The 22,250-nt window shown below is 72.5% G+C and carries 22 protein-coding genes; 12 read left to right on the forward strand and 10 right to left on the reverse strand.

Features of this window, described 5'->3' with window-relative positions; genetic code table 11:
• Genes BM290_RS38400 through BM290_RS38410 form a run of 3 tightly spaced genes read right to left on the reverse strand, consistent with a single transcriptional unit; the run spans position 1 to position 2,266 of the window.
• Positions 1 to 657, reverse strand: a complete 657-nt coding sequence (locus tag BM290_RS38400; RefSeq protein ID WP_093620976.1) for an ABC transporter permease — start codon at positions 655 to 657, stop codon at positions 1 to 3.
• Positions 654 to 1,292, reverse strand: a complete 639-nt coding sequence (locus tag BM290_RS38405; protein WP_093620876.1) for an ABC transporter permease — start codon at positions 1,290 to 1,292, stop codon at positions 654 to 656. Before BM290_RS38405 ends, BM290_RS38400 begins: the two co-directional genes overlap by 4 nt.
• Positions 1,289 to 2,266, reverse strand: coding sequence for an ABC transporter ATP-binding protein (locus BM290_RS38410; RefSeq protein ID WP_093620877.1), 978 nt, complete (start codon positions 2,264 to 2,266; stop codon positions 1,289 to 1,291). Before BM290_RS38410 ends, BM290_RS38405 begins: the two co-directional genes overlap by 4 nt.
• A 91-nt stretch (positions 2,267 to 2,357) precedes the next feature.
• On the opposite strand from BM290_RS38410, the gene BM290_RS38415 reads away from it, so the two are divergent.
• On the forward strand, positions 2,358 to 3,779 hold the full coding sequence (locus tag BM290_RS38415; protein ID WP_093620878.1) for an aromatic amino acid lyase: 1,422 nt from the start codon (positions 2,358 to 2,360) through the stop codon (positions 3,777 to 3,779).
• An 11-nt stretch (positions 3,780 to 3,790) separates the two neighbouring features.
• Here the strand turns inward: BM290_RS38415 and BM290_RS38420 are convergent, their stop codons facing one another.
• On the reverse strand, positions 3,791 to 6,523 hold the full coding sequence (locus BM290_RS38420) for an nSTAND1 domain-containing NTPase (protein WP_093620879.1): 2,733 nt from the start codon (positions 6,521 to 6,523) through the stop codon (positions 3,791 to 3,793).
• Positions 6,524 to 6,694: 171 nt separating this feature from the next.
• Here BM290_RS38420 and BM290_RS38425 point away from each other — a divergent pair, with 171 nt between their 5' ends.
• Genes BM290_RS38425 through BM290_RS38435 form a run of 3 tightly spaced genes read left to right on the forward strand, consistent with a single transcriptional unit; the run spans position 6,695 to position 9,653 of the window.
• Complete coding sequence (locus BM290_RS38425) at positions 6,695 to 7,981, forward strand: ABC transporter substrate-binding protein (protein ID WP_203779742.1); 1,287 nt, start codon at positions 6,695 to 6,697, stop codon at positions 7,979 to 7,981.
• The gene (locus BM290_RS38430) at positions 7,978 to 8,838 is read left to right on the forward strand and encodes a carbohydrate ABC transporter permease (RefSeq protein ID WP_203779744.1); all 861 of its coding nucleotides are present in this window, start codon (positions 7,978 to 7,980) and stop codon (positions 8,836 to 8,838) included. Before BM290_RS38425 ends, BM290_RS38430 begins: the two co-directional genes overlap by 4 nt.
• Positions 8,835 to 9,653, forward strand: coding sequence for a carbohydrate ABC transporter permease (locus BM290_RS38435; RefSeq protein WP_093620881.1), 819 nt, complete (start codon positions 8,835 to 8,837; stop codon positions 9,651 to 9,653). The genes BM290_RS38430 and BM290_RS38435 overlap by 4 nt, the downstream gene beginning before the upstream one ends.
• Here BM290_RS38435 and BM290_RS38440 read toward each other — a convergent pair.
• Complete coding sequence (locus BM290_RS38440; RefSeq protein ID WP_203779746.1) at positions 9,636 to 10,466, reverse strand: cytochrome c biogenesis CcdA family protein; 831 nt, start codon at positions 10,464 to 10,466, stop codon at positions 9,636 to 9,638. The two genes, BM290_RS38435 and BM290_RS38440, sit on opposite strands and share 18 nt — an antisense overlap.
• 172 nt (positions 10,467 to 10,638) lie before the next feature.
• On the opposite strand from BM290_RS38440, the gene BM290_RS38445 reads away from it, so the two are divergent.
• Positions 10,639 to 11,031: a hypothetical protein gene (locus BM290_RS38445; RefSeq protein WP_093620882.1), complete on the forward strand. Its 393-nt coding sequence runs from the start codon at positions 10,639 to 10,641 to the stop codon at positions 11,029 to 11,031.
• Between the two features lies 1 nt (position 11,032).
• On the opposite strand, the gene BM290_RS38450 is transcribed toward BM290_RS38445, so the two are convergent.
• On the reverse strand, positions 11,033 to 11,506 hold the full coding sequence (locus BM290_RS38450) for a DnaJ family domain-containing protein (protein WP_093620883.1): 474 nt from the start codon (positions 11,504 to 11,506) through the stop codon (positions 11,033 to 11,035).
• A 136-nt stretch (positions 11,507 to 11,642) separates the two neighbouring features.
• Positions 11,643 to 12,530: an amidohydrolase family protein gene (locus BM290_RS38455; RefSeq protein ID WP_093620884.1), complete on the reverse strand. Its 888-nt coding sequence runs from the start codon at positions 12,528 to 12,530 to the stop codon at positions 11,643 to 11,645.
• A 65-nt stretch (positions 12,531 to 12,595) separates the two neighbouring features.
• On the opposite strand from BM290_RS38455, the gene BM290_RS38460 reads away from it, so the two are divergent.
• From BM290_RS38460 to BM290_RS38475, 4 genes are all read left to right on the forward strand, one after another.
• Complete coding sequence (locus BM290_RS38460; protein WP_093620885.1) at positions 12,596 to 13,660, forward strand: aldose epimerase family protein; 1,065 nt, start codon at positions 12,596 to 12,598, stop codon at positions 13,658 to 13,660.
• A 97-nt stretch (positions 13,661 to 13,757) separates the two neighbouring features.
• Positions 13,758 to 14,882, forward strand: coding sequence for an RCC1 domain-containing protein (locus BM290_RS38465; RefSeq protein WP_373871141.1), 1,125 nt, complete (start codon positions 13,758 to 13,760; stop codon positions 14,880 to 14,882).
• Positions 14,883 to 14,906: 24 nt separating this feature from the next.
• Entirely contained in the window at positions 14,907 to 15,821 is a 915-nt protein-coding gene (locus BM290_RS38470) for a DUF1295 domain-containing protein (RefSeq protein ID WP_093620887.1), read from the forward strand.
• A 28-nt stretch (positions 15,822 to 15,849) separates the two neighbouring features.
• Positions 15,850 to 16,656, forward strand: a complete 807-nt coding sequence (locus tag BM290_RS38475; RefSeq protein WP_093620888.1) for an SDR family NAD(P)-dependent oxidoreductase — start codon at positions 15,850 to 15,852, stop codon at positions 16,654 to 16,656.
• 48 nt (positions 16,657 to 16,704) lie between these two features.
• On the opposite strand, the gene BM290_RS38480 is transcribed toward BM290_RS38475, so the two are convergent.
• On the reverse strand, positions 16,705 to 17,283 hold the full coding sequence (locus tag BM290_RS38480) for a dihydrofolate reductase family protein (protein ID WP_093620889.1): 579 nt from the start codon (positions 17,281 to 17,283) through the stop codon (positions 16,705 to 16,707).
• A gap of 103 nt (positions 17,284 to 17,386) precedes the next feature.
• Here BM290_RS38480 and BM290_RS38485 point away from each other — a divergent pair, with 103 nt between their 5' ends.
• The 3 genes from BM290_RS38485 to BM290_RS38495 all read left to right on the forward strand — a co-directional run bounded on the left by BM290_RS38485 (position 17,387) and on the right by BM290_RS38495 (position 19,933).
• Complete coding sequence (locus tag BM290_RS38485) at positions 17,387 to 18,340, forward strand: RNA polymerase subunit sigma-70 (protein WP_093620890.1); 954 nt, start codon at positions 17,387 to 17,389, stop codon at positions 18,338 to 18,340.
• A gap of 61 nt (positions 18,341 to 18,401) precedes the next feature.
• Positions 18,402 to 18,773: a YciI family protein gene (locus tag BM290_RS38490; RefSeq protein WP_093620891.1), complete on the forward strand. Its 372-nt coding sequence runs from the start codon at positions 18,402 to 18,404 to the stop codon at positions 18,771 to 18,773.
• Positions 18,761 to 19,933, forward strand: a complete 1,173-nt coding sequence (locus BM290_RS38495) for an RNA polymerase sigma factor (protein WP_177320075.1) — start codon at positions 18,761 to 18,763, stop codon at positions 19,931 to 19,933. The genes BM290_RS38490 and BM290_RS38495 overlap by 13 nt, the downstream gene beginning before the upstream one ends.
• Here the strand turns inward: BM290_RS38495 and BM290_RS38500 are convergent.
• Positions 19,930 to 20,685 carry a galactose-binding domain-containing protein gene (locus BM290_RS38500; protein ID WP_093620892.1) on the reverse strand — a complete coding sequence of 252 codons (756 nt, stop codon included), beginning with the start codon at positions 20,683 to 20,685 and terminating at the stop codon, positions 19,930 to 19,932. The two genes, BM290_RS38495 and BM290_RS38500, sit on opposite strands and share 4 nt — an antisense overlap.
• On the reverse strand, positions 20,682 to 22,226 hold the full coding sequence (locus tag BM290_RS38505; RefSeq protein ID WP_239144015.1) for an alkaline phosphatase D family protein: 1,545 nt from the start codon (positions 22,224 to 22,226) through the stop codon (positions 20,682 to 20,684). Before BM290_RS38505 ends, BM290_RS38500 begins: the two co-directional genes overlap by 4 nt.
• Positions 22,227 to 22,250 lie beyond the last annotated feature (24 nt).

Here is a 22,250-nt window from a genome sequence, read left to right on the forward strand (position 1 = left end):
CTACGAGCCTTTCAATCCGGGTGAGACGATCAGGCGCTGGATCAGCGCCAGAAAGAGATCGACGAGTACGGCCAGGGCGGCGACGACGATGGCGCCGGCCAGCACTCGGGAGTAGTCGTTGACGGCCAGGCCGTCGATCAGCAGCCGGCCCAGCCCGCCCAGCCCGACCGCGGCCGCCACGGTGGCGGTCGCGACCACCTGCAGGGCGGCGTTGCGGAAACCGCTGAGCATGATCGGCAGCGCCATCGGGAGCTCGACGCGGGTGAGCACCTGCCAGGGGCGCATGCCCATCCCCCGGGCGGCGTCGACGACCCGGTGGTCCAGGTTGCGCATCCCGGCGTACGCCGAGGTCAGGATCGGTGGGATGACCAGGACGGTCAGCGCGATCAGCACCGGCAGCAGGCCCAGCCCGAGCAGGGTGACCATCAGCATCAGCAGGCCCAGGGTGGGCAGCGACCGGCCGGCGTTGCCCGCGTTGATGGCGATGAACGAGCCCTTGCCGGTGTGCCCGATGTAGAGCCCGACCGGCAGGGCGATCACCGCGCCGATCAGCAGGGCCAGCGCGGTGTAGCCCAGGTGCGACAGGATCAGGTTCGGGATGCTGCCGGGGTTGCTCGGGTCCCAGTGGGCCGGATCGGTCAGGTAGGAGAAGTTCATGCGGCACGCGTCCACGGGGTGACGGCCCGCTGCACGAGCACGATGATCAGGTCGGCGATGGCGGCGAGCACCACCGACAGGATGATGCCGACCAGGATCGGCTCCAGGTAGAACAGCTGGAAGCCGCGGGTGAACAGCTGCCCGAGGCCGCCGATGCCGATCAGCGAGCCGACACTGACCAGGCTGATGTTGGAGACCGTGGCGACCCGCAGACCGGCCAGGACGACCGGCAGCGCGATCGGCAGCTCGACGTCGATCAACCGGCGGGTACGGCGGTAGCCCATCGCGGTGGCCGCCTGCACCACCACCGGATCGACCGAGCGCAGGCCGTCCGCGACCGTACGCGCCAGCAGCGCCACCGTGTAGACGGTCAGCGCCACCACCACGTTGACCGGGGACAGCACCTTGGTCCCGAGGATGACCGGCAGGAACACGAACAGCGCCAGCGACGGGATCGAGTAGAGCACCCCGAACGTGTTGATCAGCGGGTGGTAGAGCCACGAGAACCGCACCGCCAGATAACCCAGCGGCAGCGAGATGGCGAACCCGAACAGGATCGGCAGCAGCGCGAGATACAGATGTTCCTGCAACGCCTGCCAGACGATCTCGTGGTTGTTCGTCAGATACTGGATCATGAGCGGCGGCTCGCCAGATAGTCGGCCAGGTCGTGGTGGCTGACCAGCCCGTCGGCGGCCCCGTCCGGCCCGACCCGCACCGCCACCCCGCCCGGCGAGCTGATCACCAGGTCGGTGACCACGCGCAGCGAGTCGTCCTTGGTGAAGACGCCGGGCAGCCCGACCGGCCGGCCGGCGTCGTCCAGCTCGATGCCGTCCACCGGGCGGACCGGCAGCTCGGCGGCGCTGTCGAAGGAGAGGCTGCGCAGGCCGCGGTCGCGTCCCACGAAGGAGGCCACGAAGTCGTCGGCCGGCGCGGCCAGCAGCTCCCGCGGCGTCGCGAACTGGGCCAGCCGGCCACCGGTACGGAGCACCGCCACATGGTCGCCCAGCTTGATCGCCTCGTCGATGTCGTGGGTCACCATCGCGATGGTCTTGCCCAGATCCTGCTGCAGGCGCAGGAACTCGGCGTGCAACTGGGCCCGGACCACCGGGTCGACGGCGCTGAACGGCTCGTCCATCAGCATGATCGGCGGGTCGGCGGCGAGCGCCCGGGCCACCCCGACACGCTGCTGCTGACCGCCGCCGAGCTGGGCCGGGTAGCGCTTGGCGAAGTCGGCGGTCAGGCCCACCCGCTCGAGCAGGCCGAGCGCGGCCGTACGGGCCTCCCGGCGGGTCTTGCCGAGCAGCACCGGGACGGTCGCCACGTTGTCCAGCACGGTCCGGTGCGGGAACAGCCCGGCGTGCTGGATGACGTAGCCGATGCCCCGCCGCAGCTGCGCGGCGTCCTGCTGGGTGACGTCGCGGCCGTCGATCAGGATCCGGCCGGAGGTCGGGTCGACCATCCGGTTGATCATCCGCAGGGAGGTGGTCTTACCGCAACCGGAGGGCCCGACCAGCACGGTGATCTTGCCGGTGGGCAGCTCGAGACTGAGGTGGTCCACCGCCGTGGCGCCGCCGGGGTATACCTTGACGACGTCCTCGAATGTGATCATGGCACTCCCAGTTGATCTTATGAATCATACTATTCATACTCGCTAAGTAGTGAATAATGTGTCAACGTTCGGTCACGGTTCTGGAGACTTCGTGCAGGTCCGGCTAGATGGTCACTCCCTGACGATCCCCGAGCTGGAGACGATCGCCTCCGGCACGACCGGGATCACCGTCGATCCCGCGGCCCTCACCCTCGTCGACGAACGGCACAGCGGGCTCCGCGGCGCGCAGGCCCGGGGAGCCGTCTACGGCGCCAACACCGGCGTCGGCGCGAACCGGCACGAACAGGCCGGCGACCCCGACGGTCATGCGCTGCGCCTGCTGCGCAGCCACTGCGCCGGCGTCGGGCCGGAGGAGGACGACCGTACCGCGCGGGCGGTCATGGCCGTACGCCTCAACCAGCTCCTCGCCGGCGGCTCCGGCGTCTCCCGCCGGGTCGCCGAGGCGCTCGCCACCGCCCTGCACGACGGCGCCGTGCCCACCCTGCACCGCTGGGGCGCCATCGGCACCTCCGACCTGTCTGCGCTCGCCGAACTCACCCTGACCCTCGCCGGGGACCGCCCGTGGCGCAGCGGCGCCGCGCCGGCCGTCGAGCTGGACGCCACCGACGCCCTGCCGATGATCAGCTCCAGCGCTCTCACCGTCGCCACCTCCGCCCTGGCCGTCTCGGACGTCCACCGTCATCTACGCGCCTCAACGATCATCGCCGCGCTTTCCTTCCTGGCGCTGCGCGGCAACCCCGAGGCCTACGATCCTGCCGTGCACGCCGCCCGCGCGCATCCGCACCAGATCGCCGTGACCAACACGCTGCACACCCTGGTCAGTGGAGCCTCCCCGGCGCTGCGTCTCCAGGACCCGTTCGGCCTGCGGGTGGTCCCCCAGGTCACCGCCCCGGCCCTGCACGCCGCCGAGACGCTGACCGCCGCGGTCACCGCCGAGATCAACGCCGCCGTGGAGAACCCGCTGGTCACCGCGGACGGCGTGCACCACCACGGCCAGTTCCACACGGCCGCCCTCGCCGCCGGGCTGGACGCGGTCCGGGGCGCCTTCCTGCCGGTGATGTCGCTCTCCGCAGCCCGGCTCAGCCTGCTGATGCGCCCCGACATGACCGGTCTGCGCGCCTTCCTGGCCGACGGGCCGCCCGGCAGCTCCGGGCTGATGATCACCGAGTACGTGGTGCAGGACCTGCTCGCCGAGATGCGCGTCACGGTCCAGCCGACCGTGTCCGGCACCGTGTCGATCTCCCTCGGCCTGGAGGAGCACGCCAGCTTCGCCACCCAGGGCGCCCGCACGCTGCGGACCATGACACGCCTCGCCCCGACCCTGCTCGGCGCCGAGCTGGTCGCCGCCGTCCGCGCCCTGCGCCTCTCCCCCGAGCGCCTCACCACCGGCACCCTGCGCGAGGCGTACGACCTGGCCGCGGCCCAGCTCTCCGACGACCTCACCGACCGTCCCCTGGACACCGACCTCACCCGGGCCGCCGCGCTGCTGCCCACTCTCGCCGCGCTCCTCTGACACCGTCCCGGTCACGGGCACAGACGCCGCGGGCCGGTTCCCGGGAAATACCGGTCCCAGTCCACGGCGAGCGGCCGGGCCGCGCACACCTCCCGGATCACCCGGGCCAGGTCGCTGTCCAGATGCCACAGCTCGCCCCGCCCCTGGAGCACGGCGAGCCGATCGTCCTCGATGCGCGGCGAGAACAGACCCAGACCCCGGGTGTCGATCGACATCAACGTCTCCCCGGACGCCACACTGACCAGCCGCACGCGGTCCGAGGCGGTCAGGGCCACCGTCCGGCCGGCCGGATCGAAAGTGACCATGGGCGGATAGCTCACCCCCTCGATCCGGGCGATCGTGCGCACGGCAAGCGGGTCGCTCGCGTCCAGCAGCAGCACCTGGCCGTTCTCCTGGACCGCGGCGATCAGGCCACCGGGTCCGGCGAACGGCGTCATCGAGGACGGCGCCCGCAGCAGTGTGGCGACCCGGGAGCCGTCGAGCGTCCACTGCTCCAGCAGGAACCCGCTCTCGTCGCGCCGGCACAACACGATGCCCGACCCGTCCGCCAGCACAGCCGTGCCGGTGACACCGGTCGCCGGCAGACGCCGCAACGCACCGTCGCTGACCTGCCACACCAGGGCCGCCTTGTCGTCGGACACACCGGTCAGCAGGGAGCCGTCGCGGCCGAGATCGTTCACCATCCGCAACTGGCCCGGCACCTCGATCCGGCGGGGGCGGTCCGGATCGGCGAGGTCCCAGAGGATCGAGCGGTCGCCACCCCAGTAGAGCGCCCGGCGCTCGTCGGCGCTCATCGCGTACAGGAAGGAATTCTCGCCGGTGGGCAGCTCACCGGCGGGTGTCCACGAGCCGTTGCTCGGGCGCCACAGCTGTTCGGTGGCGGGCCGGTCGCCGAAGGCCGGCTGCATGGTGATCGCGATCCGGCCGGGGGTGGTCACATAGCCGAGGCCGAGGGTGCCCGCCTCGGCGGCGGCGTGCGCGAGCACCAGCATGTCACGGGACTCGGCGGTGGGGGCGATCCGATAGGCGGCCAGCGCCAGCGCCTCCGCCTCGTACGGCCGTGACCCCAGCAGTCCACGGGCCGCGTCGGTGGCCCGCAACGACAGCGCCTCGTTGCGCTGCAGCGTGGCCGACCGCTGGGCGGCGACCGCGACGATCGACGTGCCGGCCAGCAGCACGGTGAGCACGGCCAGCCCGATCATCAGCATGCTGCGGCGGCGGGCCGACCGGCGGCGGGCGACCGCGACCGCGCGTTCCGCGGCCAGGCCGGCGTCGACGAACGCGGCCTCCCGCGCGGTGAGCCGCTCCCGCAGCCGCGCGGCCTGCTCCAGCCGGGCGCCACGATAGAGGGTGTCCGGGTCACGGCCGTGCGCCTCCCAGACCGTGGTGGCCTCGGCGATCCGGTGCTGGGTACGCAGATCCTCCCGGTCGTGGGCGATCCAGCCGGCCAGCCGGGGCCAGGCGTGCAGCAGCGCCTCGTGGGCCGGCTCCACACTGTCCCGGTCGATGCTGATCAGGCGGGCGGCGGCCAGCCGTTCGAGCAACTCGTCCGGCGTGTCCAGGTCCGACCGCGGCACCCGGCGCTTGGTGTCCTCGGTGCCGTCGCCGGGCACCACCAGGCGCAGGAACAACCGCCGGGCCGCGGCCTGGCCCGGCTCGTCCAGGGCACCGAAGGTCTCCTCGGCGGTACGGGCCAGCGCGTACCGGATGCCCCCGACGTCCTCGTAGCCGGTCAGGGTGAGCGCCAGCCCGCGCCGCCGCCGCCAGGCCTCGGCGAGCGTGTGCGACACCAGCGGCAGCGCGGCCGGCTGCCCGGCCGCATCGGAGACCAGCCGGGCCACGAGCGCGGTCTCCAGCGACGCCCCGGCCCGGGTGGCCGGCTCGGTCACCGCCCACCGGAACTCCTCGATGGACATCGGGCCGACCAGCACCTGAGCCCGGTGCAGCGCGGCCACCAGATCGGGGTGGGCGCCGCAGTGGCCGTAGAAGTCGGCCCGGACCCCGATCACCACCCGGCTGCGCGGCCCGGCCGCCAGGGTCAGCGCGCGGATCAGCCAGTCCCGCCCGGTGTCGTCGCAGAGCGTGAAGCACTCCTCGAACTGGTCGACCACCAGCAGCAGGTCGTCGGCGGCCTTCGCCAGCCAGCCGCGCAGCGCCTGCGGGTCGGCCGCCAGGTCGTCGCGGACCCGGCCGGCCGGCTCGTCGGCGAGCGCGGCCACCGCGACGGCGAACTCGTCCACCGGATCGGCGCCCGGCGTGACGACCAGGGCCGCACGCGGCGACCGGGCGGCCAGCCCGGCACGCAGCAGCGACGACTTGCCGGCGCCGGACGCGCCGAAGACACCGACGAACGGCCGCTCCTCGACCAGCGCCAGCAGCGTCTCGGTGAGGGCCTCCCGGCCGAAGAAGCGATCGGCGTCCTCGACCTGGTAGGCGGCCAGCCCGACATACGGCGGCGGCGCCTCCCCCGGCGCGCCCGGCTGCCCGGCGGCCAGCTCCCGCCAGCGGGCGCTCCACGCGTCGGCGTCGCCGTCACAGGCGCGCACGAACGCGACCGTGACGGCGAGGCTGGGCAGGCGCCGGCCGGACACCGCCTCGGACAGCGCGGCGGCCGAGTAGTTGGTCCGCCTGCCGAGTTCCCGGTACGTCGGCTCGCCCGCACGCCTGCGCAGCCGCCGCAGATCACCGGCGAACCGCAGCAGCGGCGAGTCCTCGGACTCCAGCGGACGTTCCCGACGCGGCACACCTGCTGTATATACGACGCCCTCAACTGGGGCGACAGCGACTGGGACCGCTCCCACGAATCGACGTTGTTCAGGGTTCTTTGTTCAGCGCCGACGACCGAACACGAACAACGCACGGCTGCCTAACGTCCAGGACGTTTCCCCTGAATGTCGACCTGCGAAGGAGCACCCATGCGCTCGAAACACACCCGTCGCGCCTTCCTCGGCCTCGGCGCCGCCGTCGCCGGCGGAACGCTGCTGTCCGCGTGCGGCGGCGGATCCGCGTCCGGAGGCGGCAAGCTCAAGTTCTGGGACATGCCGTGGGGACAGGCCGACTACACGGCCGCGGCCCGCAAGCTCACCGAGGCGTACCAGCCGGCCGGCGACCTGCCCGCGGCCGGATACCAGGAGATCCAGTGGGCGAACTTCGCGCAGACGTTCTCCTCGGCGATCGCCTCGAAGACCGGACCGGCGGTCAGCACCGGCGGCGGCTTCCAGGCGTTCCAGTTCGCCGACCAGGGGGCCATCGCGTACGCCGACAACGTGATCGAGCAGTTCCGCAAGGACGGCACGCTCGACGACTTCCTGCCCGGACAGGTCGACGCGATGAAGACCGCCAAGGGCTACGCGGCGGTGCCGTGGCAGCTCGACTTCCGCGTGTGGTGGTACCGCAAGTCGCTGCTCGACGAGGCCGGCGTCGCCGTGCCGACCACCTGGGACGAGCTGCTGACCGCGAGCCGGACGCTGGCCGCCAAGGGGATCTTCGGCTTCGGCACCGGCACCGGCGCCGGCAACAACCTGGGCAGCCAGGGCCTGCTGCTGATGATGCTGAACAACGGCGGCGGCCTGTTCGACCCGGACGGCAAGGTCGACGTGGTCACCGACGCCAACCTCGAGGCGATGCGGTTCGTGCAGGAGCTGGTCAAGGCGAAGGCGGTCGACCCGGCGTCGATCAGCTACACCACCGACAACCTGATCACGCAGTGGAAGATGAAGAAGGTCGCCATGGGCGTCCACACCGCCGGCCTCGACACCGACACCGGCGAGACCGACGGCGACCTGCGGGTGATGAGCCCGCTGACCGGGCCGAGCGGCGCCAAGGCGGGGCTGGTCTTCCAGAACAACATCATGATGTACGCCAACACGCCGTCCACCGCCGGCTCGGAGGCGTTCCTGTCGTACTACATCCGCAACATGAAGGCTCTCTGGCAGCAGAACGTGGTGGCCGGCCTGCCGGTGCTGAAGTCGATCGTCGCGCTGCCCGCTTTCCAGAAGCAGACCCAGAAAGCGAAGATCATCGCCGAGTGGGCGCCGGTCGCCAAGACCTTCGCCAGCCGGTCGACGACCCTGTTCGGCGGACTGGCCGCGGTCGACTCCAGCCAGCCGCTCACCCAGTTCGCCCAGACCGTCCTGGCCGGCGGCGAGCCGAAGGCCGCGCTGAGCACGCTGCAGGGCGCGCTGCAGGCGATCGTGAAGTGACCCGGGCCCGGCGGACCCTGCTCCTGCTGGTCGCGCCCTCGCTGGCGCTGCTGGTCCTGATCAACGCTTATCCCCTGGTCTACGCGGCCGTCCAGTCGGTACGCGACGGCACCCTGATCGACCCGGGTGACTTCGTCGGCCTGGACAACTACCGGGACACGCTGACCAGCCCCGCGTTCTGGCGATCGGTCCGGTTCACCCTGATCTTCACCGCCGTCGGGGTGTTCGGCAGCTGGCTGGGCGGGCTCGGCCTGGCCCTGCTGCTGCGCACCCGCATCCCGGGCCGGACCGTGTTCAAGACACTGCTCCTGCTGCCCTGGGTGGTCCCGGTCGTGGTGTCGTCCACGGCGTGGAACTGGCTGGTCGCCACCCCGCAGAGCCTGCTGCCGACGCTGGTGCACGCGCTCGGCCTGGGCACGCCGCTGTTCCTGGCCGACCCGGTATGGGCACGGATCACGGTCTGCGTCTTCAAGGTGTGGATCAGCGTCCCGTTCATGATGATGATGATCAGCGCGGCGCTGACCGGCGTGGACCGGGCCGTCTACGAGGCAGCGGACGTCGACGGCGCGACCCGGTGGCAGCAGTTCGCACACATCACGCTGCCGATGATCGCCCGGTCGACGTACATCTCGTGGATCCTCATGACGATCTTCTGCGTCAACGACTTCCCGACCATCTACCTGCTCACCGGCGGGGGCCCGGTCGACGCCACCACGTCGCTGGTGGTGCTCTCCTACCGCACCGTCTTCCAGAACTTCCAGGTCGGCCCAGGCGTGGCGATCGCCTTCGTGATGACCCTGAGCCTGGTCGTCGTGTCGGTGGCGCTGTACCGCCAGATCAGAAAGGCTCATGCATGAGGACCGCTGACAGCCGCGGCCAGTGGTGGCGGTTCGGGTTGCTCCTGGTGATCACCGGGGTCGTGCTCGTGCCGGTGGCGGCGGTGCTGGTGCTGGCGTTGCGGCCGGGCGTGGCCTCGGGCAGCACCGCCTCCTTCGGCATCGCGAACTTCACCCACGTCTTCACCGACGTGCCGACCCTGATCTGGCTGGCCAACAGTCTCGGGGTCACGCTGGCGACCGTGCTGGTGTCGGTCGCCGTCGCCGCCCCGGCCGGGTACGTGCTGTCCCGCGGCCGCAGCCGGGCCGTGTCGGCGTACTCGCTGCTGCTCTTCGTCGTGCAGTCGCTGCCGGTGATCACGGCGGTGATCCCGCTGTTCCTGCTGTTCGCCGAGATCGGCCTGGTCGACAACCTGATCGGGCTGGGCATCGTCTACGTCGGGGCGTCGATGTCGGTGGCGGTGTGGATGATGGCCGCCTACATCGACACGATCCCGGTGTCGTTGGAGGAGGCGGCCTGGATCGACGGCGCGTCGCTGTTCACCGGGTTCACCCGGATCGTGCTGCGCAACTCGCTGCCCGGGGTGCTGTCGACGGCGATCTTCACGTTCCTGGTGTCCTGGAACGACTACCTGGTGGCGATCGTCTTCCTGCGGTCGGAGGAGCGGTTCACCCTGCCGATCGGGGTCCAGTCGTTCTTCCAGCAGAACGGGACCGACTGGGGCTCGGTGATGGCCCTCGCGGTCGTGATGATGCTGCCGCCGGTGATCGTCTTCACCACGCTCAACCGGTACTTCAGCGTCGGCGGCATCGGCGGGTCACTCGCGGGCACCTGAGGCGGCACGCAGGCGGGTGACGACGGCGAGCAGCGCCACCACGGCGAAGGCGGCGGCCGTCCAGCCGATCCCGATGGCGTCCAGCCACGTGGTGACGGCGCCCTGGAGCTCCCCCACCGCCCCGATCACCGGGTCGGCGGGGGAGCCGCCCGCGGCCAGGCGCAGCTCGTACCAGCCGTAGTAGGTCACGTAGAGCCCGGCCGCCAGCAGGAACGCCCCGGACAGCCGGGAGATCCAGGGCAGCACGGCCCGGGTACGCCGGACGGTCGCCTCCCGGGCGAACGCGACGAGCATCGCCAGCAGGCCTACCACCAGCCCCATGCCCACGCCGTAGGCCACGAACGCGGCCACCCCCGACCGGAGGTCCGCGCCGCCGGAGACCAGGCCGGTCACGGCCAGGAACGGCGCGATCGTGCAGGACAGCGACGCCACGGCGTAGGAGGCGCCGTAGCCGTACAGCGCCAGCACCGAGCCGGCCGGGGACCCGGCGGCCGGCCGTGGGAGCGGGACCTGCAGCTCCCGCCCGGACAGCAGCCAGGCGCCCAGCAGGACCAGGACGCCGCCGGTGACCACGGCGGCCCACGGCAGGTGCCGCTGGATCGGCACGGTCGTCACCGCGAGCACCACCCCGATCAGGCCGAAGACGGTGACGAAGCCGGCCGTCATCGCCGCCGACAGGCGCAGCGCCCGCAGCACGCCACCGGGACCGGCGACCAGCAGCGCCAGGAACGACGGCAGCAGCGCGAACCCGCACGGGTTGAACGCCGCGAGCAGCCCGGCCGCCAGCGCGAAGGTGATCGTGTCGTAGTCCACGACCGTGCATACGGCTGCGGACCGCCCTCCGGATTACCCGCTGGGCCGATCCGCACGGCTGAGCGGGGTTTCGGCCGTTCGACCAGGAAAGTCCGGTACGCCGACGGGCCCCGCCGGGCGCGGGCACGATGGTCAGCGACTGTTCGGCGACGACCTGAAACGGGGACCGGCAATGCGAAAGAACATGATCGCGCTCACCGCCACGACGATTATGGCGGCCGGCGCCATTCCCGCTGTGAGCGCTTCTCCGGCGTACGCCGACGGCCGGTTCGGCTGCGATTATCCGCGGGTCTGCTTCTACCTGACCAGCGCGGACTGGCTCGCGCGTAAACCGACGTCGGCGTTCCGCGACATCACCCGGCATTTCCAGAAACTGGGGCCGAGGGCCCGGTACGCGTATGCCGCCTACAATTCCCGGATCGACGACTCGGCGTGGCTGGAGATGTCGGACGGATCGCAGACGTGTCTGGGCCCGGACGACACCTGGTTCTTCGATCAGGCCGACGGACCGCAGACGGTGATCGGGGTCCAGATCGTCGACGAGAACGAGTGCTACCGGCCCTGAGTCAGCCGGGCTGGGTGAAGAGACGGCGCCACCACGGGACGGGGACCGGCGCGGGCGGCTCCTCCGGCGGCGGCGGGGCCGGTCGGGTGGCCAGCCAGCCGGCGACCACCGGCTCCGGGTCGACCTTGCGGACGAACAGGCCGGGCTGGGCCGGCAGCCGCCACGACTCGGTGATGCGCCTGTTCAGGTCGGCGACCGCGGCCCGGACCTTCTCCTCGGTGGGCAGGTCGTGGACGGTGGCGTCGAGGGTGTCGGCCTCCTTGCGCAGCAGCAGCGGCAGGGGCAGCGCGGCGTCGGCGGAGACCTCCTCGCGCTCCAGGTAGTCGCGGAACCACCAGTCCTCGTCGTCGGCGCCCGGGGGCAGGGCCTTGCCCGTGCCGGGCAGGTTGTCGAAGTCGCCACGCTCGGCGGCCTCGGTGATCTGCTGGTCGATCCACGACTCGTAGCTCATGCCGAGTGGTTTGCGGTCGGTCATCGGCGGCCCCCGAATCCATCGAGAGTGGTGACGTCCGTCCAGCGTAACCGTCGCATACGCCCGGCGGCCGCGCTGTCGGCCGGGAGCGGGCAGCCCCGTCGCGGGGCCGGCCCGGGACAGGGTGGAATGCGGTTGGTCAGGTGTGGTTCGTACCGGATGAGGGGTCTTGCAGTAGGCGGGACGGGTTCGCGGTGAAGTAGCCGCCGTGGAATGCGATGGGGTCCAGCGGCTCGGCGTAGGGCCGGTCGGAGCCGTGCACGACGGCGGCCGGGCCGACGACGCGGGCCACGGCGGCGATCGCGTCGGAGTGGTAGGACGACGTCTCGTAGTAGACGTCCGGGTCGGGGGTGAAGGCCGGGCCGCCGCGGGCGGCGAGGCGTTCGTGGTGCAGCGGGGCGAGGCCGGCCAGGGCGACGAACGCGATGCGCAGGGTGGGGTGGCGTGCCCGCCCGGCGACGTGCCAGGCCATCCAGGAGCGGTGCATCTGCGCGACGTACGGCACCAGCGCCGGCCACCAGCCGGGCAGCTCACCGGCCTCGACGGGAGCCGGCCCCGGATGCACGAGCAGCGGTTTCCCGGAGCGTTCGAGCACCTCCAGCAGCGGCGCGACGTGACCGAGGGCGTCCGGGCTGCCGAGCGCCGTGGCGGGCAGCTGCAGGCCGGCGACGCGGTCCTCGCGGAGCACCCGGGTCAGGGCGGCCGGGTCGGGTTCCGCCACCGACGCGGCGGCCCAGAGGTGGAACGGGTCGGGCAGGCCGAGGGCGCTCGCGTGCCAGATGTCGATCAGCTCGGCGCCGTCGGGGGCGTGCTCGATGCCGAGCGGGCTGGAGAGCGAGACGAGGACCCGGTCGGCGTGCTCGGCGGCGCGCCGGCGTTCCACATCGTGGGCGGCCGGGTCCACCCGGTACGGGTTCTCGCCCGCCAGATACAGCGTCCAGTCCCGCAGATACGGCAGGGCGTCGCGCTCGCGCAACGCTGTGACCAGCGCCGGAGGCCAGAGGTGCTGGTGACAGTCGTAGCGCATGCCGGTGAGCCTACCGACCGAGGTGAGCGTTAACAGCGACCGCTTATCTGGCACGATGAGCGCCCATGACGAGTATCGACAGGGTGACATTCGGCGAGCTGGCCGACGGCACGGGCATCGAGAAGTGGACGCTGACCAACGCGGGCGGCGTGTCCGTGTCGATCCTCACCTGGGGCGCGACGATCCAGTCCGTGCTGGTGCCGGACCGCGACGGCAACCTCGGCAACGTGACGCTCGGGTTCGCCGACCTCGCCGGGTACACCGATCCCGCCTATCTGGCCGGCAACCCGTTCTTCGGCGCGACGGTGGGGCGGTATGCGAATCGCATCGCGGGCGGCGGTTTCACGCTCGACGGGGAGAGCTACAAGCTCGCGCAGAACGAGGGCCAGACCACCCTGCACGGCGGCTCGCACGGTTTCGACCAGCGGGTCTGGTCGGCCACCGAGGTGACGAACGGCGTGCGGATGAGCTACACCTCCGCCGACGGCGAGCAGGGCTTCCCGGGGACGCTCCAGGTCAGCGTCACCTTCACCCTCGACGAGCGGGACGCGCTGCGGCTGGACTACGAGGCGACGACCGACCGCGCGACGGTGGTGGCGCTGACCAACCACGCCTACTGGAACCTGGCCGGCGAGGGCAGCGGCAGTGCCGAGGGCCATCTGCTGCGTATCGACGCGGAGCACTTCACGCCGGTGGACGCGACGCTGATCCCGACCGGGGAGATCGCGCCGGTGGCGGGCACGCCGTTCGACTTCCGCGAGTTCCACCCGATCGGCGAGCGGATCCGCGGCGAGCACCCGCAACTCGGGATCGGCCGTGGTTACGACCACAACTACGTGCTCAACGACGGCGACGGGCTGCGGGCGGTGGCGGTCGTGCGTGACCCGTCGAGCGGGCGTGAGCTGACCATCGAGACGACCGAGCCGGGTCTGCAGTTCTACTCGGGCAACTTCCTGGACGGCAAGCTGCGCGGCGGGGCCGGTCTCACCTACCGTCAGGGCGACGCGTTCGCGCTGGAGACGCAGCACTTCCCGGACAGCCCGAACCAGCCCGGCTTCCCGTCGACGGTGCTGCGGCCGGGCGAGACCTACCGATCGACGACGGTTCACGTCTTCTCACTGTTCGCCTGACCTGCCGGCCCGACCCTGGCCATTCTCTCCGGTCGATGGTATGACTCTGGGAGCGCTCCCAGAAATCACCCGTTTCCCCATCCCCCGGAGTGATCAGATGGCTAGGTTCCGCCTCCTCGTCCTCACGATGGCGGTGGTGGCCCTGGGCTTGATCGGCAGCCCAGCCACCGCCGCCACCACACCCGCCGTGACCACCGGCTACGCACACACCTGCACCATCCCCGCCGACGGCTCGCTGTGGTGCTGGGGCGGCAACTACACCGGCGCCCTCGGCGACGGCACCACCACCCACCGGACCACCCCCGGCCGCGTCGGCACCGCCACCGACTGGGTCACCATCGACGCCGGCTTCCTGCACAACTGCGCGGTCCGCACCGGCGGCACCCTATGGTGCTGGGGCAACAACTTCCGCGGCCAGCTCGGCGACGGCACCACCACCACCCGCAACGCGCCGGTCCAGGTCGGCACCGCCACCAACTGGGCGACGGTCAGCGCCGGCGACAGCCACACCTGCGGCGTCCGCACCGACGGCTCGCTGTGGTGCTGGGGCTTCAACCGGTCCGGGCAGCTCGGCGCCGGCGGTTACACCGAGACCGCCCCGGTACGCGTCGGCACCGCGAGCAACTGGGCGAAGGTGACCACCGGGTTCGCGCACACCTGCGCCCTCCGGACCGACGGGACCCTGTGGTGCTGGGGCGACAGCACGACCGGGCAGCTCGGGCTGGGCATCCTCAACTACCGGGCCGCGCCCGAGCAGGTCGGCACCCTGACCACCTGGAGCAGCATCACCGCGGGGTACGCGTTCACCTGCGGCACCCGGACCGACGGGACCCTGTGGTGCTGGGGCGAGAACGGGTACGGGCAGCTCGGCCAGAGCGGGACCTTCCAGACCACGCCGGTCCGGGTCGGTGACGCCGCCACGTGGACCAGGGTCACCGGCAACGACAACTCGGCGTGCGCCTCGCGTACCGACGGGAGCCTGTGGTGCTGGGGCAACAACATGGAGGCCCAGCTCGCCGACGGGACCACCACCAACCGGTACGCCCCGACCCGCATCGGCACGGCCACCGACTGGACCGGTGACTTCGCGATCGGCTACCACGGCTGCGGCCTGCGGACCGGCGGCGCCCTGTGGTGCTGGGGCAACAACGCCAACGGGCAGCTCGGCGACGGGACCACCACCCGCCGTCCGGCCCCGCAGGCGGTGGCCCTGCCCAACTGAGTCGTAGGCCATTAACATCCGTCTATGACCTACCGGATCGGCGGGAACCTGGCCGGCTCATCGCGGCCGGCCGGGTTCGCCGTCGTGACCCTCGCCTACGTGGCGGCCGGCCTCGCCGCGTGGGCGGTCGCCGCGCTCGTGACCGGGCCGCACCCGCTGCCGGTCACCTTCTACGCCGACCTCACCGCCACCGTCGTGGTGTTCCTGGCGAGCCTGCTGGTCGCCAACGCGAGCCTCTACGACCCGTACTGGAGTGTCGCCCCGGCGGTGATCGTGATCGCCTGGGTGCTCTCCGCGCCACCCCTGACCGGCCGGCAGATCGCGGTGCTGCTGCTGGTGCTGGCCTGGTCGGTCCGGCTCACCGCCAACTGGGCGCTGTCCTGGCGCGGCCTGAGCCACGAGGACTGGCGCTACGTGCAGTTGCGGGAGCAGCGCCGGCCCGGCGTCCCGTGGTGGCTGATCAACCTGGTCGGCATCCAGCTGATGCCGACCCTCGTGGTCTTCGCCGGCCTGCTCGCCGTCTGGCCGGCCACCACCGTCACCGGCCGCCCGTGGAGCCTGCTCGACGTCGCCGCGACGGCCGTCACCGCCGGCGCGATCCTGCTGGAGGCCACCGCCGACCGGCAGCTGCACCGGTTCGCCGGCGACCCGGCCAACCGCGGCGCGATCATCGACCAGGGCCTGTGGCGGCACTCCCGGCATCCCAACTATCTCGGCGAGATCGCCTTCTGGTGGGGGATGTGGCTGTTCGGGCTGGCCGCCGCCCCGGACTGGTGGTGGACGGTGGTCGGCCCGGTCACCATGGTGCTGCTGTTCACCTTCGTCAGCGTGCCGATGATGGACCGGCGGTCCCTGATCCGGCGGCCCGCCTACGCCGAGCACATGCGGCGGGTCCCGGCGCTCCTGCCCCGGCCGTCCGGTTTCCGGATCCGCGGTTGAGGCCCGCGTTCCGGGGCACACGGGCGGCATGACGACTTCAAGCGAGAACCGGTTCGCCGTGATCACCGGAGCATCCAGCGGCATCGGGTACGAACTGGCCCGGCAGCTCGCCGCCCAGGGGTTCGACCTGCTGATCGTCGCCGAGGACGCGGGCATCGAGGAGGCCGCCACCGACCTGCGCCGCGACGGCCGCAACCAGATCACCGCGGTCCGCGCCGACCTCGCCCGCCACGACGGCGTCGAGCAGGCCTGGGCCGCCGTCGAGGCGACCGGCCGGGACGTGGACGTGCTGGCCCTCAACGCGGGCCGCGGCATCGGCGGCGAGTTCGTCGGCGGCACCGCCCTGGCCGACGAGCTGAACGTCATCGACGTCAACGTCACCTCCACCGTGCACCTGGCCAAACGCGCCCTGCCCGGGATGGTGGCCCGGGGCCGCGGCCGGGTCCTGATCACCTCGTCGATCGCGTCGATGATGCCCGGGACCTACCAGGCGGTGTACAACGCGTCGAAATCGTTCGTGCAGTCGTTCGCCGAGGCGGTGCGCGCCGAGCTGAAGGACACCGGCGTGACGGTGACGTCGCTGATGCCCGGCCCGACCGAGACCAACTTCTTCCACCGCGCCGAGATGGACGACACCCGGGTCGGCGCGAGCGACAAGGACGACCCGGCGCAGGTCGCCGAGCAGGCCATCCGGGCGCTGCTCGACGGCCGGGAGAAAGTGGTGGCCGGCTCGGTGAAGACCCGCGCCCAGGGCGTCGTGGACAAGGTCGCACCCGACCGGGTCAAGGCCGCCCTGCACGGCCGGATGGCGGAGCCGGGATCGGCGGCACACTGAGTGCCTGCCGGGCCGGCCGGCGAACCGGCCGGCCCGGCAGGCCGGCGATCAGTCCGCCTTCGCACCGGCCCGGGTCCGTCGCAGCACCGTCAGCACCGCCGGCCCGGCGGGCTCGGTCAGGGTGACGGTGAAGTCGGCGGGACCGTGCCCGGCGAACAGCGCGTCTCCCGCGCCGGCCACGGTGGGGTAGGTGACGAGCCGGTACTCGTCGATCTCGCCGGCGGCGGCCAGCGACCGCACCAGGCTCAGGCTGCCGACCACCACGACGTCCCGGACGGCACGCTCCCGCGCCGCCCAGCGCACCGGATCGCCGTCGATGGCGGCCGAGTTGCTCCAGGCTCCGGCGTCGATGCCGGTCCGGGTGGCGACCCGCTTCGGGACGGTGTTCATGAGCCGGGCGAAGTCGCCCTCCCGGCCGGGCCACAGCCGGGCGAAGTGCTCCCACGTGCGGCGCCCGTAGAGCTGGACTCCGGCGGCCATCCGCTCGCCGAGCCGGAACCTGTCGTCGCCCACCGGCCCGGTCCCGTGCCGGAAGGCCCAGCCGCCGTGGCCGGTCCCCCACCGTCCGTCCGGATCGGACACCACACCGTCCAGTGTCACGAACTGGGTCACGATGACATCACCCATCAGGGGTTCCCTTCTGCCGCGGCGGCCCGCCCACCGGGCCGCCCTCACCACGCACATACCGGCGTCACGCCGCGAACTCATCGGCGGCCGTAGGCTGGGGCGGATGGACGACGCCTTCGAGATGTTCCGCGGCGACCTGCTGGCGCACTGCTACCGGATGTCCGGCTCGTTCACCGAGGCCGAGGACCTGGTGCAGGAGACGATGCTGCGGGCCTGGAAGGCGGCCGACCGGTACGACCCGTCGCGGGCGTCGGTGCGGACCTGGCTGCACCGGATCGCCACGAACGTCTGCCTCACCGCGTTGGCGGGCCGCTCCCGGCGGCCACTGCCGAGCGGCCTCGGCCCGGCCGGCGATCCGCACACCCCGCTCACCCCGGACCCCGGCGTCACCTGGCTGGAGCCGTTTCCGGACATGCGGCTCGGTGACCCGGCCGACACCGCGCAGCAGCGGGCCGGCCTACGGCTCGCCCTGGTCGCGGCGCTGCAACTGCTGCCCGCCCGGCAGCGGGCGGCGCTGGTGCTGCGGGAGGTGCTCCAGTTGCCGGCGGCCGAGGTCGCGATCGCCCTGGACTGCACCGTCGCCGCGGTGAACAGCGGCCTCCAGCGGGCGCGGGCCACGCTGCGGCAGGCCGGGCCGCTGCTGGACGAGATGCGCGAGCCGGCCGACCCGGGCGAGCGGGCCACCGTCGAACGGTATCTGGCGGCCTTCGAGGCGGCCGACGTTCCCGGGTTGACCCGGCTGCTCGCCGAGGACGTGGCCCTCGAGATGCCGCCGGTGCCGCTCTGGCTGACCGGACGAGCGCACTACGGCACGTTCCTGGACGGGGTCTTCGGCCGGCGCGGGACCGGCTGGCGGATGTGGCCGGTCCCGGCGAACGGCGCAACCGCGCTGGCCGCCTACGCTCCCGATCCGGCCCGCGGTGACCTGCTCCGGGCGCACTCGCTGCAGGTGTTCACGGTCGCCGGCGGGCTCGTCACGCGATGCGTGACCTTCGTCGAGCCGGCCCGGTTCGCCCACTTCGGGCTTCCGGCGACCCGGCCGGCCGGAGGCGTGTGACGATTCGCGGCGGGCCGGTTCGTCATCAGGGTGACGGTTTCCGAACTGCAGGGAGACGAACATGCGGTACGCGTTGCTGATGCACCACCACGAGCCGGCCGACGGGGAGCTCGACGCCGCGGTGATCGCCGAGGCGCAACGGGCCTTCGCGACCTACGCGACGGCGCTGGAGCAGGCCGGTGTCCTGCTGTCGGCGGATGTGCTGCAACCGACGGTGTCGACGACGACCGTCACGCGGCGCGACGGGACGCCCCGGGTGCAGGACGGGCCGTTCGCGGAGACGAAGGAGGCGCTGGCCGGGGTGTTCCTGATCGACGTGCCGGATCTGGACGCGGCGATCGGCTGGGCACAGCAGAACCCGGCCACCCAGTGGGGGGTCGTGGAGATCCGGCCGGTGTCGACCTCGTTCCTGAACGGTGGATGGACCCGCTGACCGAGGCCGCCGCGGCCGCCCGTGACTGGCACGGGCGGCTGCTGGCCCTGCTCGCGGCCGGGTCGGGCGACATCGCGGCGGTGGAGGACGCGCTCGCCGACGCGTACGAGGCGGCCGTGCGGACATGGCCGGAGCAGGGGGTTCCCGGCAATCCGGGCGGCTGGCTGCTGACCGTGGCCCGTAATCGGCTGCGGGACCGGTGGCGGACGGCCGAGTTCCGGCGGACCGTGGCGCTCGACGTCGACCGGGACGCGCCGGAGCACCGGGACGACGTGGACGTGGACGCGATCCCGGACCGGCGGCTGGAGCTGATGCTGGTCTGCGCGCACCCGGCGATCGACCGGGCCATGCACACGCCGCTGATGCTCAACACCGTGCTCGGGTTCACGGCCGAGCAGGTCGGGCGGGCCTTCTCGGTGCCGGCGGCCACCATGGCGACGCGTCTGGTGCGGGTGAAGAAGCGGATCCGGACGACCGGGATCGCGTTCCGGATACCGGATCGGGCGGACCTTCCGGGCCGGATGACGGCGGTGCTCGAAGCCGTCTACGGGACCTACGCGATCGATCGGGCCGAGGCGCTTCACCTGGTGGGGGTACTGGCCGCCCTGGCGCCCGACGATCCGGAGGCGCACGGGCTCGCGGCGCTCGTGCAGCTGTCGGCGGCCCGGGCGGCCGCGCGGACCGGCGCGGACGGGCGGTTCGTGCCGCTGGACGAGCAGGATCCGGCGCGGTGGGATCGCGGGCTTATCGCGCGGGCGCACGAGCATCTGCGGGCGGCGCACCGGCTCGGGCGGCTGGGCCGGTTCCAGGTGGAGGCGGCCATCCAGGCGCTGCACTGCTCGGGGGCGGCGAACGTCCGTACCCTGCTGGAACTGCATTTGATCTTGAATGATCTCGCGCCGTCGCTGGGTGGCGGGGTGGCGCTGGCCGCGGTGACCGCCGAGGCGGACGGCGCGGAGGCCGGGCTGGAACGCCTCGACGACGTGCTGGCCGCGGCCGGTGCGGCCGGTGACCGGTTCCAGCCGGCCCGGGCGACCCGGGCCCACCTGCTGCGGCGTCTCGGCCGGCACGAGGAGGCGACGGCCGAGTACGACCGGGCGATCGCCCTCACCGACGACGCCGCGGAACGGGAACACCTGCGCAGCCGCCGGGCACACTAGGAGACGGTGAACTCGGCGAGCCGGGACATGTCGCCGACGCCGTTGCCGGCCAGGGTCAGGAGGCGCAGCGCCTTCACCTGGTGTGGCGGGAACGTGCTGGTCCGGGTGGTCGCCGTGTTGCCGCGGACGGAGGCGACGGTCTGCCAGGCGCCGGTCCACACCTGCACGTCCCAGTCGCGCAGGCCGCCCTCGGCCGGTGTCCGGACCTCGGCGCGGGAGACGGTGACCGAGGTGTGCCAGTCGAGCTGGAACCAGTCCGGCCAGACCCGGTTCGTGCCGTCGGTCCAGAAGGTGGCCGGGTCGCCGTCGGCGGCGGCGCAGATCGGGTTGGTGGCGCGGAACGACGCGGCGGTCACCTCGGCGGCGCGGGTGGTCAGGCCCGCCGTGGGCGGCGGGGCGGTCACCGTGACCGGGACGTCGGTGTGCTGGTCGCCGCTGCTGACCCGGATCCGGTAGTCGCCGGGCGGGGTGCCGGTGGCGGCGCTGACCCGGACCGGCACGGCGCTGGTCCAGCCGGCCGGCAGCCACGTCGACACCAGGGTGCGCTGCAGGTGCAGGGCGTCCGGCGCGGTGAGTTCGGCGTCGGCGTACACCGGCGTGGTGGAGGTGTTCGCCAGCCGTACCGACAGATTGCGGGCATTGCACGGGCCGGTGGTGACCGGAAGGGATTGCGGGCTCACCGTCAGGTGGACCGGGCCCGGCGCGGGCAGCGCCGGCAGGAGCGCGCAGAGCAGCGCGGCCGTGACTCTCATGCCGTGACCAGCCCGGGCCGGGCGCGCTCGGAGACGAACGTGGCGCGCGTGGTGATCGGCGCGCCCGGGCGGGTCACGTGCGGCAGCACCCGGAAGTCGGCGCGCAGCGTGTCCCGGGTCAGCTCGCAACGCACGTAGCCGCGCTGCCCGTTGGTGAACCGCAGGTGCGGGCTGTACCGCTGCTGCTGCTGGAGTTTCGGGACCGCGTCGAGGCCGTCGCCGCCGCTGGTGACGGAGGTGCCGACGAGTTCCACGGCGACCGGCGGGGTCTCCGGGCGGCTGAAGTCGGTGCGCAGGTCGGCGGCGTAGTTGAAGTGGATGTCGCCGGTCAGCACGACCGTTCCGGGGACGCGGGCGGCGGTGGCCAGGATCGCGGCGCGGTCGCCCGGGTAGCCGTCCCACTTGTCCATGTCGAGCCGTCCGGCCTCGCCGCCGTAACGGCACTCGGCCATCATCACCTGCTGGGCCAGCAGGTTCCACCGGACCTCCGACGTCGCCAGGCCGTTGAGCAGCCAGGCCCGCTGGCCGGGGCCGAGCAGGGTACGGCCGCGCTCCTCCCGCTGCCGGCAGCCGGCCAGGATGCCGTCGCCGCACGCCTGGTCGGTGCGGTACTGGCGGGTGTCGAGCACGTACGCGTCGGCCAGGTCCCCGAACCGGAGCTTGCGGTGCAGGGGCATGTCGGGCCCGGCCGGCTGGCGGGGCCGGCGCAGCGGCTGGTTCTCCCAGTAGGCGCGGTACGCGTTGGCGCGGTGCACCAGGAAGTCCGCGGCCGGGACGTCGTCGTGCCGGGACGCCGCGGCCGCGTAGTTGTCCTCCACCTCGTGGTCGTCCCAGGTCAGCGCCCACGGGACCGCGGCGTGCGCGGCCTGCAGGTCCGGGTCGGTGCGGTAGAGGGCGTAGCGCATCCGGTACAGGTCGAGGGTGTCGGTGGCCAGCTCGAAGGTGTCCGGCAGCCGCAGTGAGGCGTCGTCGCGGTCACCGCCGTGGCGCGACACGGCGCCCTCGTAGATGTAGTCGCCGAGGAAGAACAGCACGTCCAGGTCCTCGGCGGCCAGGTGGCGGTGGGCGGTGAACCAGCCGTCGGTGTAGTTCTGGCAGGACGCGACGGCGAACCGCAGCCGCTCCGGTTTCGCCGTCCGCGCCGGGGCGGTCCTGGTCCGGCCGGCCGGGCTCACGTGCCGGTCGGTGCGGAACCGGTAGAAGTAGTCGCGGCCCGGCCGCAGCCCGTGCACGTCGACGTGCACCGAGTGGCCGTAGGCGGCGGCCGCGGTGGCGGTGCCGTCCTTGACCACCCGGGCGAACTTCTCGTCCTCGGCGACCTGCCACTTCACCGGGTAGTCGGCCCTCGGCAGGCCACCGGTCGGCTCGAACGGCCGCGGGGCCAGCCGGGTCCACAGGACCACACCCTCGGGCAGCGGATCCCCGGAGGCCACGCCGAGGGTGAACGGGTCACCGGCCGGGGCGGCCCGGGCCGGCATCGGGGTCATCGCCGCGACGAGGGCGGCGCTGCCCGCGGTGAACAGCCCACGACGACCGAGCATCCCCATTCCTCCCCCGTTCACCAG

This window comes from Actinoplanes philippinensis, assembly GCF_900113015.1.
Taxonomy (GTDB): domain Bacteria; phylum Actinomycetota; class Actinomycetes; order Mycobacteriales; family Micromonosporaceae; genus Actinoplanes; species Actinoplanes philippinensis.

Coding starts and splice junctions, on each gene's coding strand:
- BM290_RS38470 (WP_093620887.1), top strand. CDS start 14,907: ATGACCTACCGGATCGGCGGGAACCTGGCCGGCTCATCGCGGCCGGCC.
- BM290_RS38410 (WP_093620877.1), bottom strand. CDS start 2,266: ATGATCACATTCGAGGACGTCGTCAAGGTATACCCCGGCGGCGCCACG.
- BM290_RS38435 (WP_093620881.1), top strand. CDS start 8,835: ATGAGGACCGCTGACAGCCGCGGCCAGTGGTGGCGGTTCGGGTTGCTC.
- BM290_RS38450 (WP_093620883.1), bottom strand. CDS start 11,506: ATGACCGACCGCAAACCACTCGGCATGAGCTACGAGTCGTGGATCGAC.
- BM290_RS38505 (WP_239144015.1), bottom strand. CDS start 22,226: ATGCTCGGTCGTCGTGGGCTGTTCACCGCGGGCAGCGCCGCCCTCGTC.
- BM290_RS38465 (WP_373871141.1), top strand. CDS start 13,758: ATGGCTAGGTTCCGCCTCCTCGTCCTCACGATGGCGGTGGTGGCCCTG.
- BM290_RS38480 (WP_093620889.1), bottom strand. CDS start 17,283: ATGGGTGATGTCATCGTGACCCAGTTCGTGACACTGGACGGTGTGGTG.
- BM290_RS38490 (WP_093620891.1), top strand. CDS start 18,402: ATGCGGTACGCGTTGCTGATGCACCACCACGAGCCGGCCGACGGGGAG.
- BM290_RS38400 (WP_093620976.1), bottom strand. CDS start 657: ATGAACTTCTCCTACCTGACCGATCCGGCCCACTGGGACCCGAGCAAC.
- BM290_RS38405 (WP_093620876.1), bottom strand. CDS start 1,292: ATGATCCAGTATCTGACGAACAACCACGAGATCGTCTGGCAGGCGTTG.
- BM290_RS38445 (WP_093620882.1), top strand. CDS start 10,639: ATGCGAAAGAACATGATCGCGCTCACCGCCACGACGATTATGGCGGCC.
- BM290_RS38455 (WP_093620884.1), bottom strand. CDS start 12,530: ATGCGCTACGACTGTCACCAGCACCTCTGGCCTCCGGCGCTGGTCACA.
- BM290_RS38495 (WP_177320075.1), top strand. CDS start 18,761: ATGGACCCGCTGACCGAGGCCGCCGCGGCCGCCCGTGACTGGCACGGG.
- BM290_RS38500 (WP_093620892.1), bottom strand. CDS start 20,685: ATGAGAGTCACGGCCGCGCTGCTCTGCGCGCTCCTGCCGGCGCTGCCC.
- BM290_RS38425 (WP_203779742.1), top strand. CDS start 6,695: ATGCGCTCGAAACACACCCGTCGCGCCTTCCTCGGCCTCGGCGCCGCC.
- BM290_RS38475 (WP_093620888.1), top strand. CDS start 15,850: ATGACGACTTCAAGCGAGAACCGGTTCGCCGTGATCACCGGAGCATCC.
- BM290_RS38460 (WP_093620885.1), top strand. CDS start 12,596: ATGACGAGTATCGACAGGGTGACATTCGGCGAGCTGGCCGACGGCACG.
- BM290_RS38485 (WP_093620890.1), top strand. CDS start 17,387: ATGGACGACGCCTTCGAGATGTTCCGCGGCGACCTGCTGGCGCACTGC.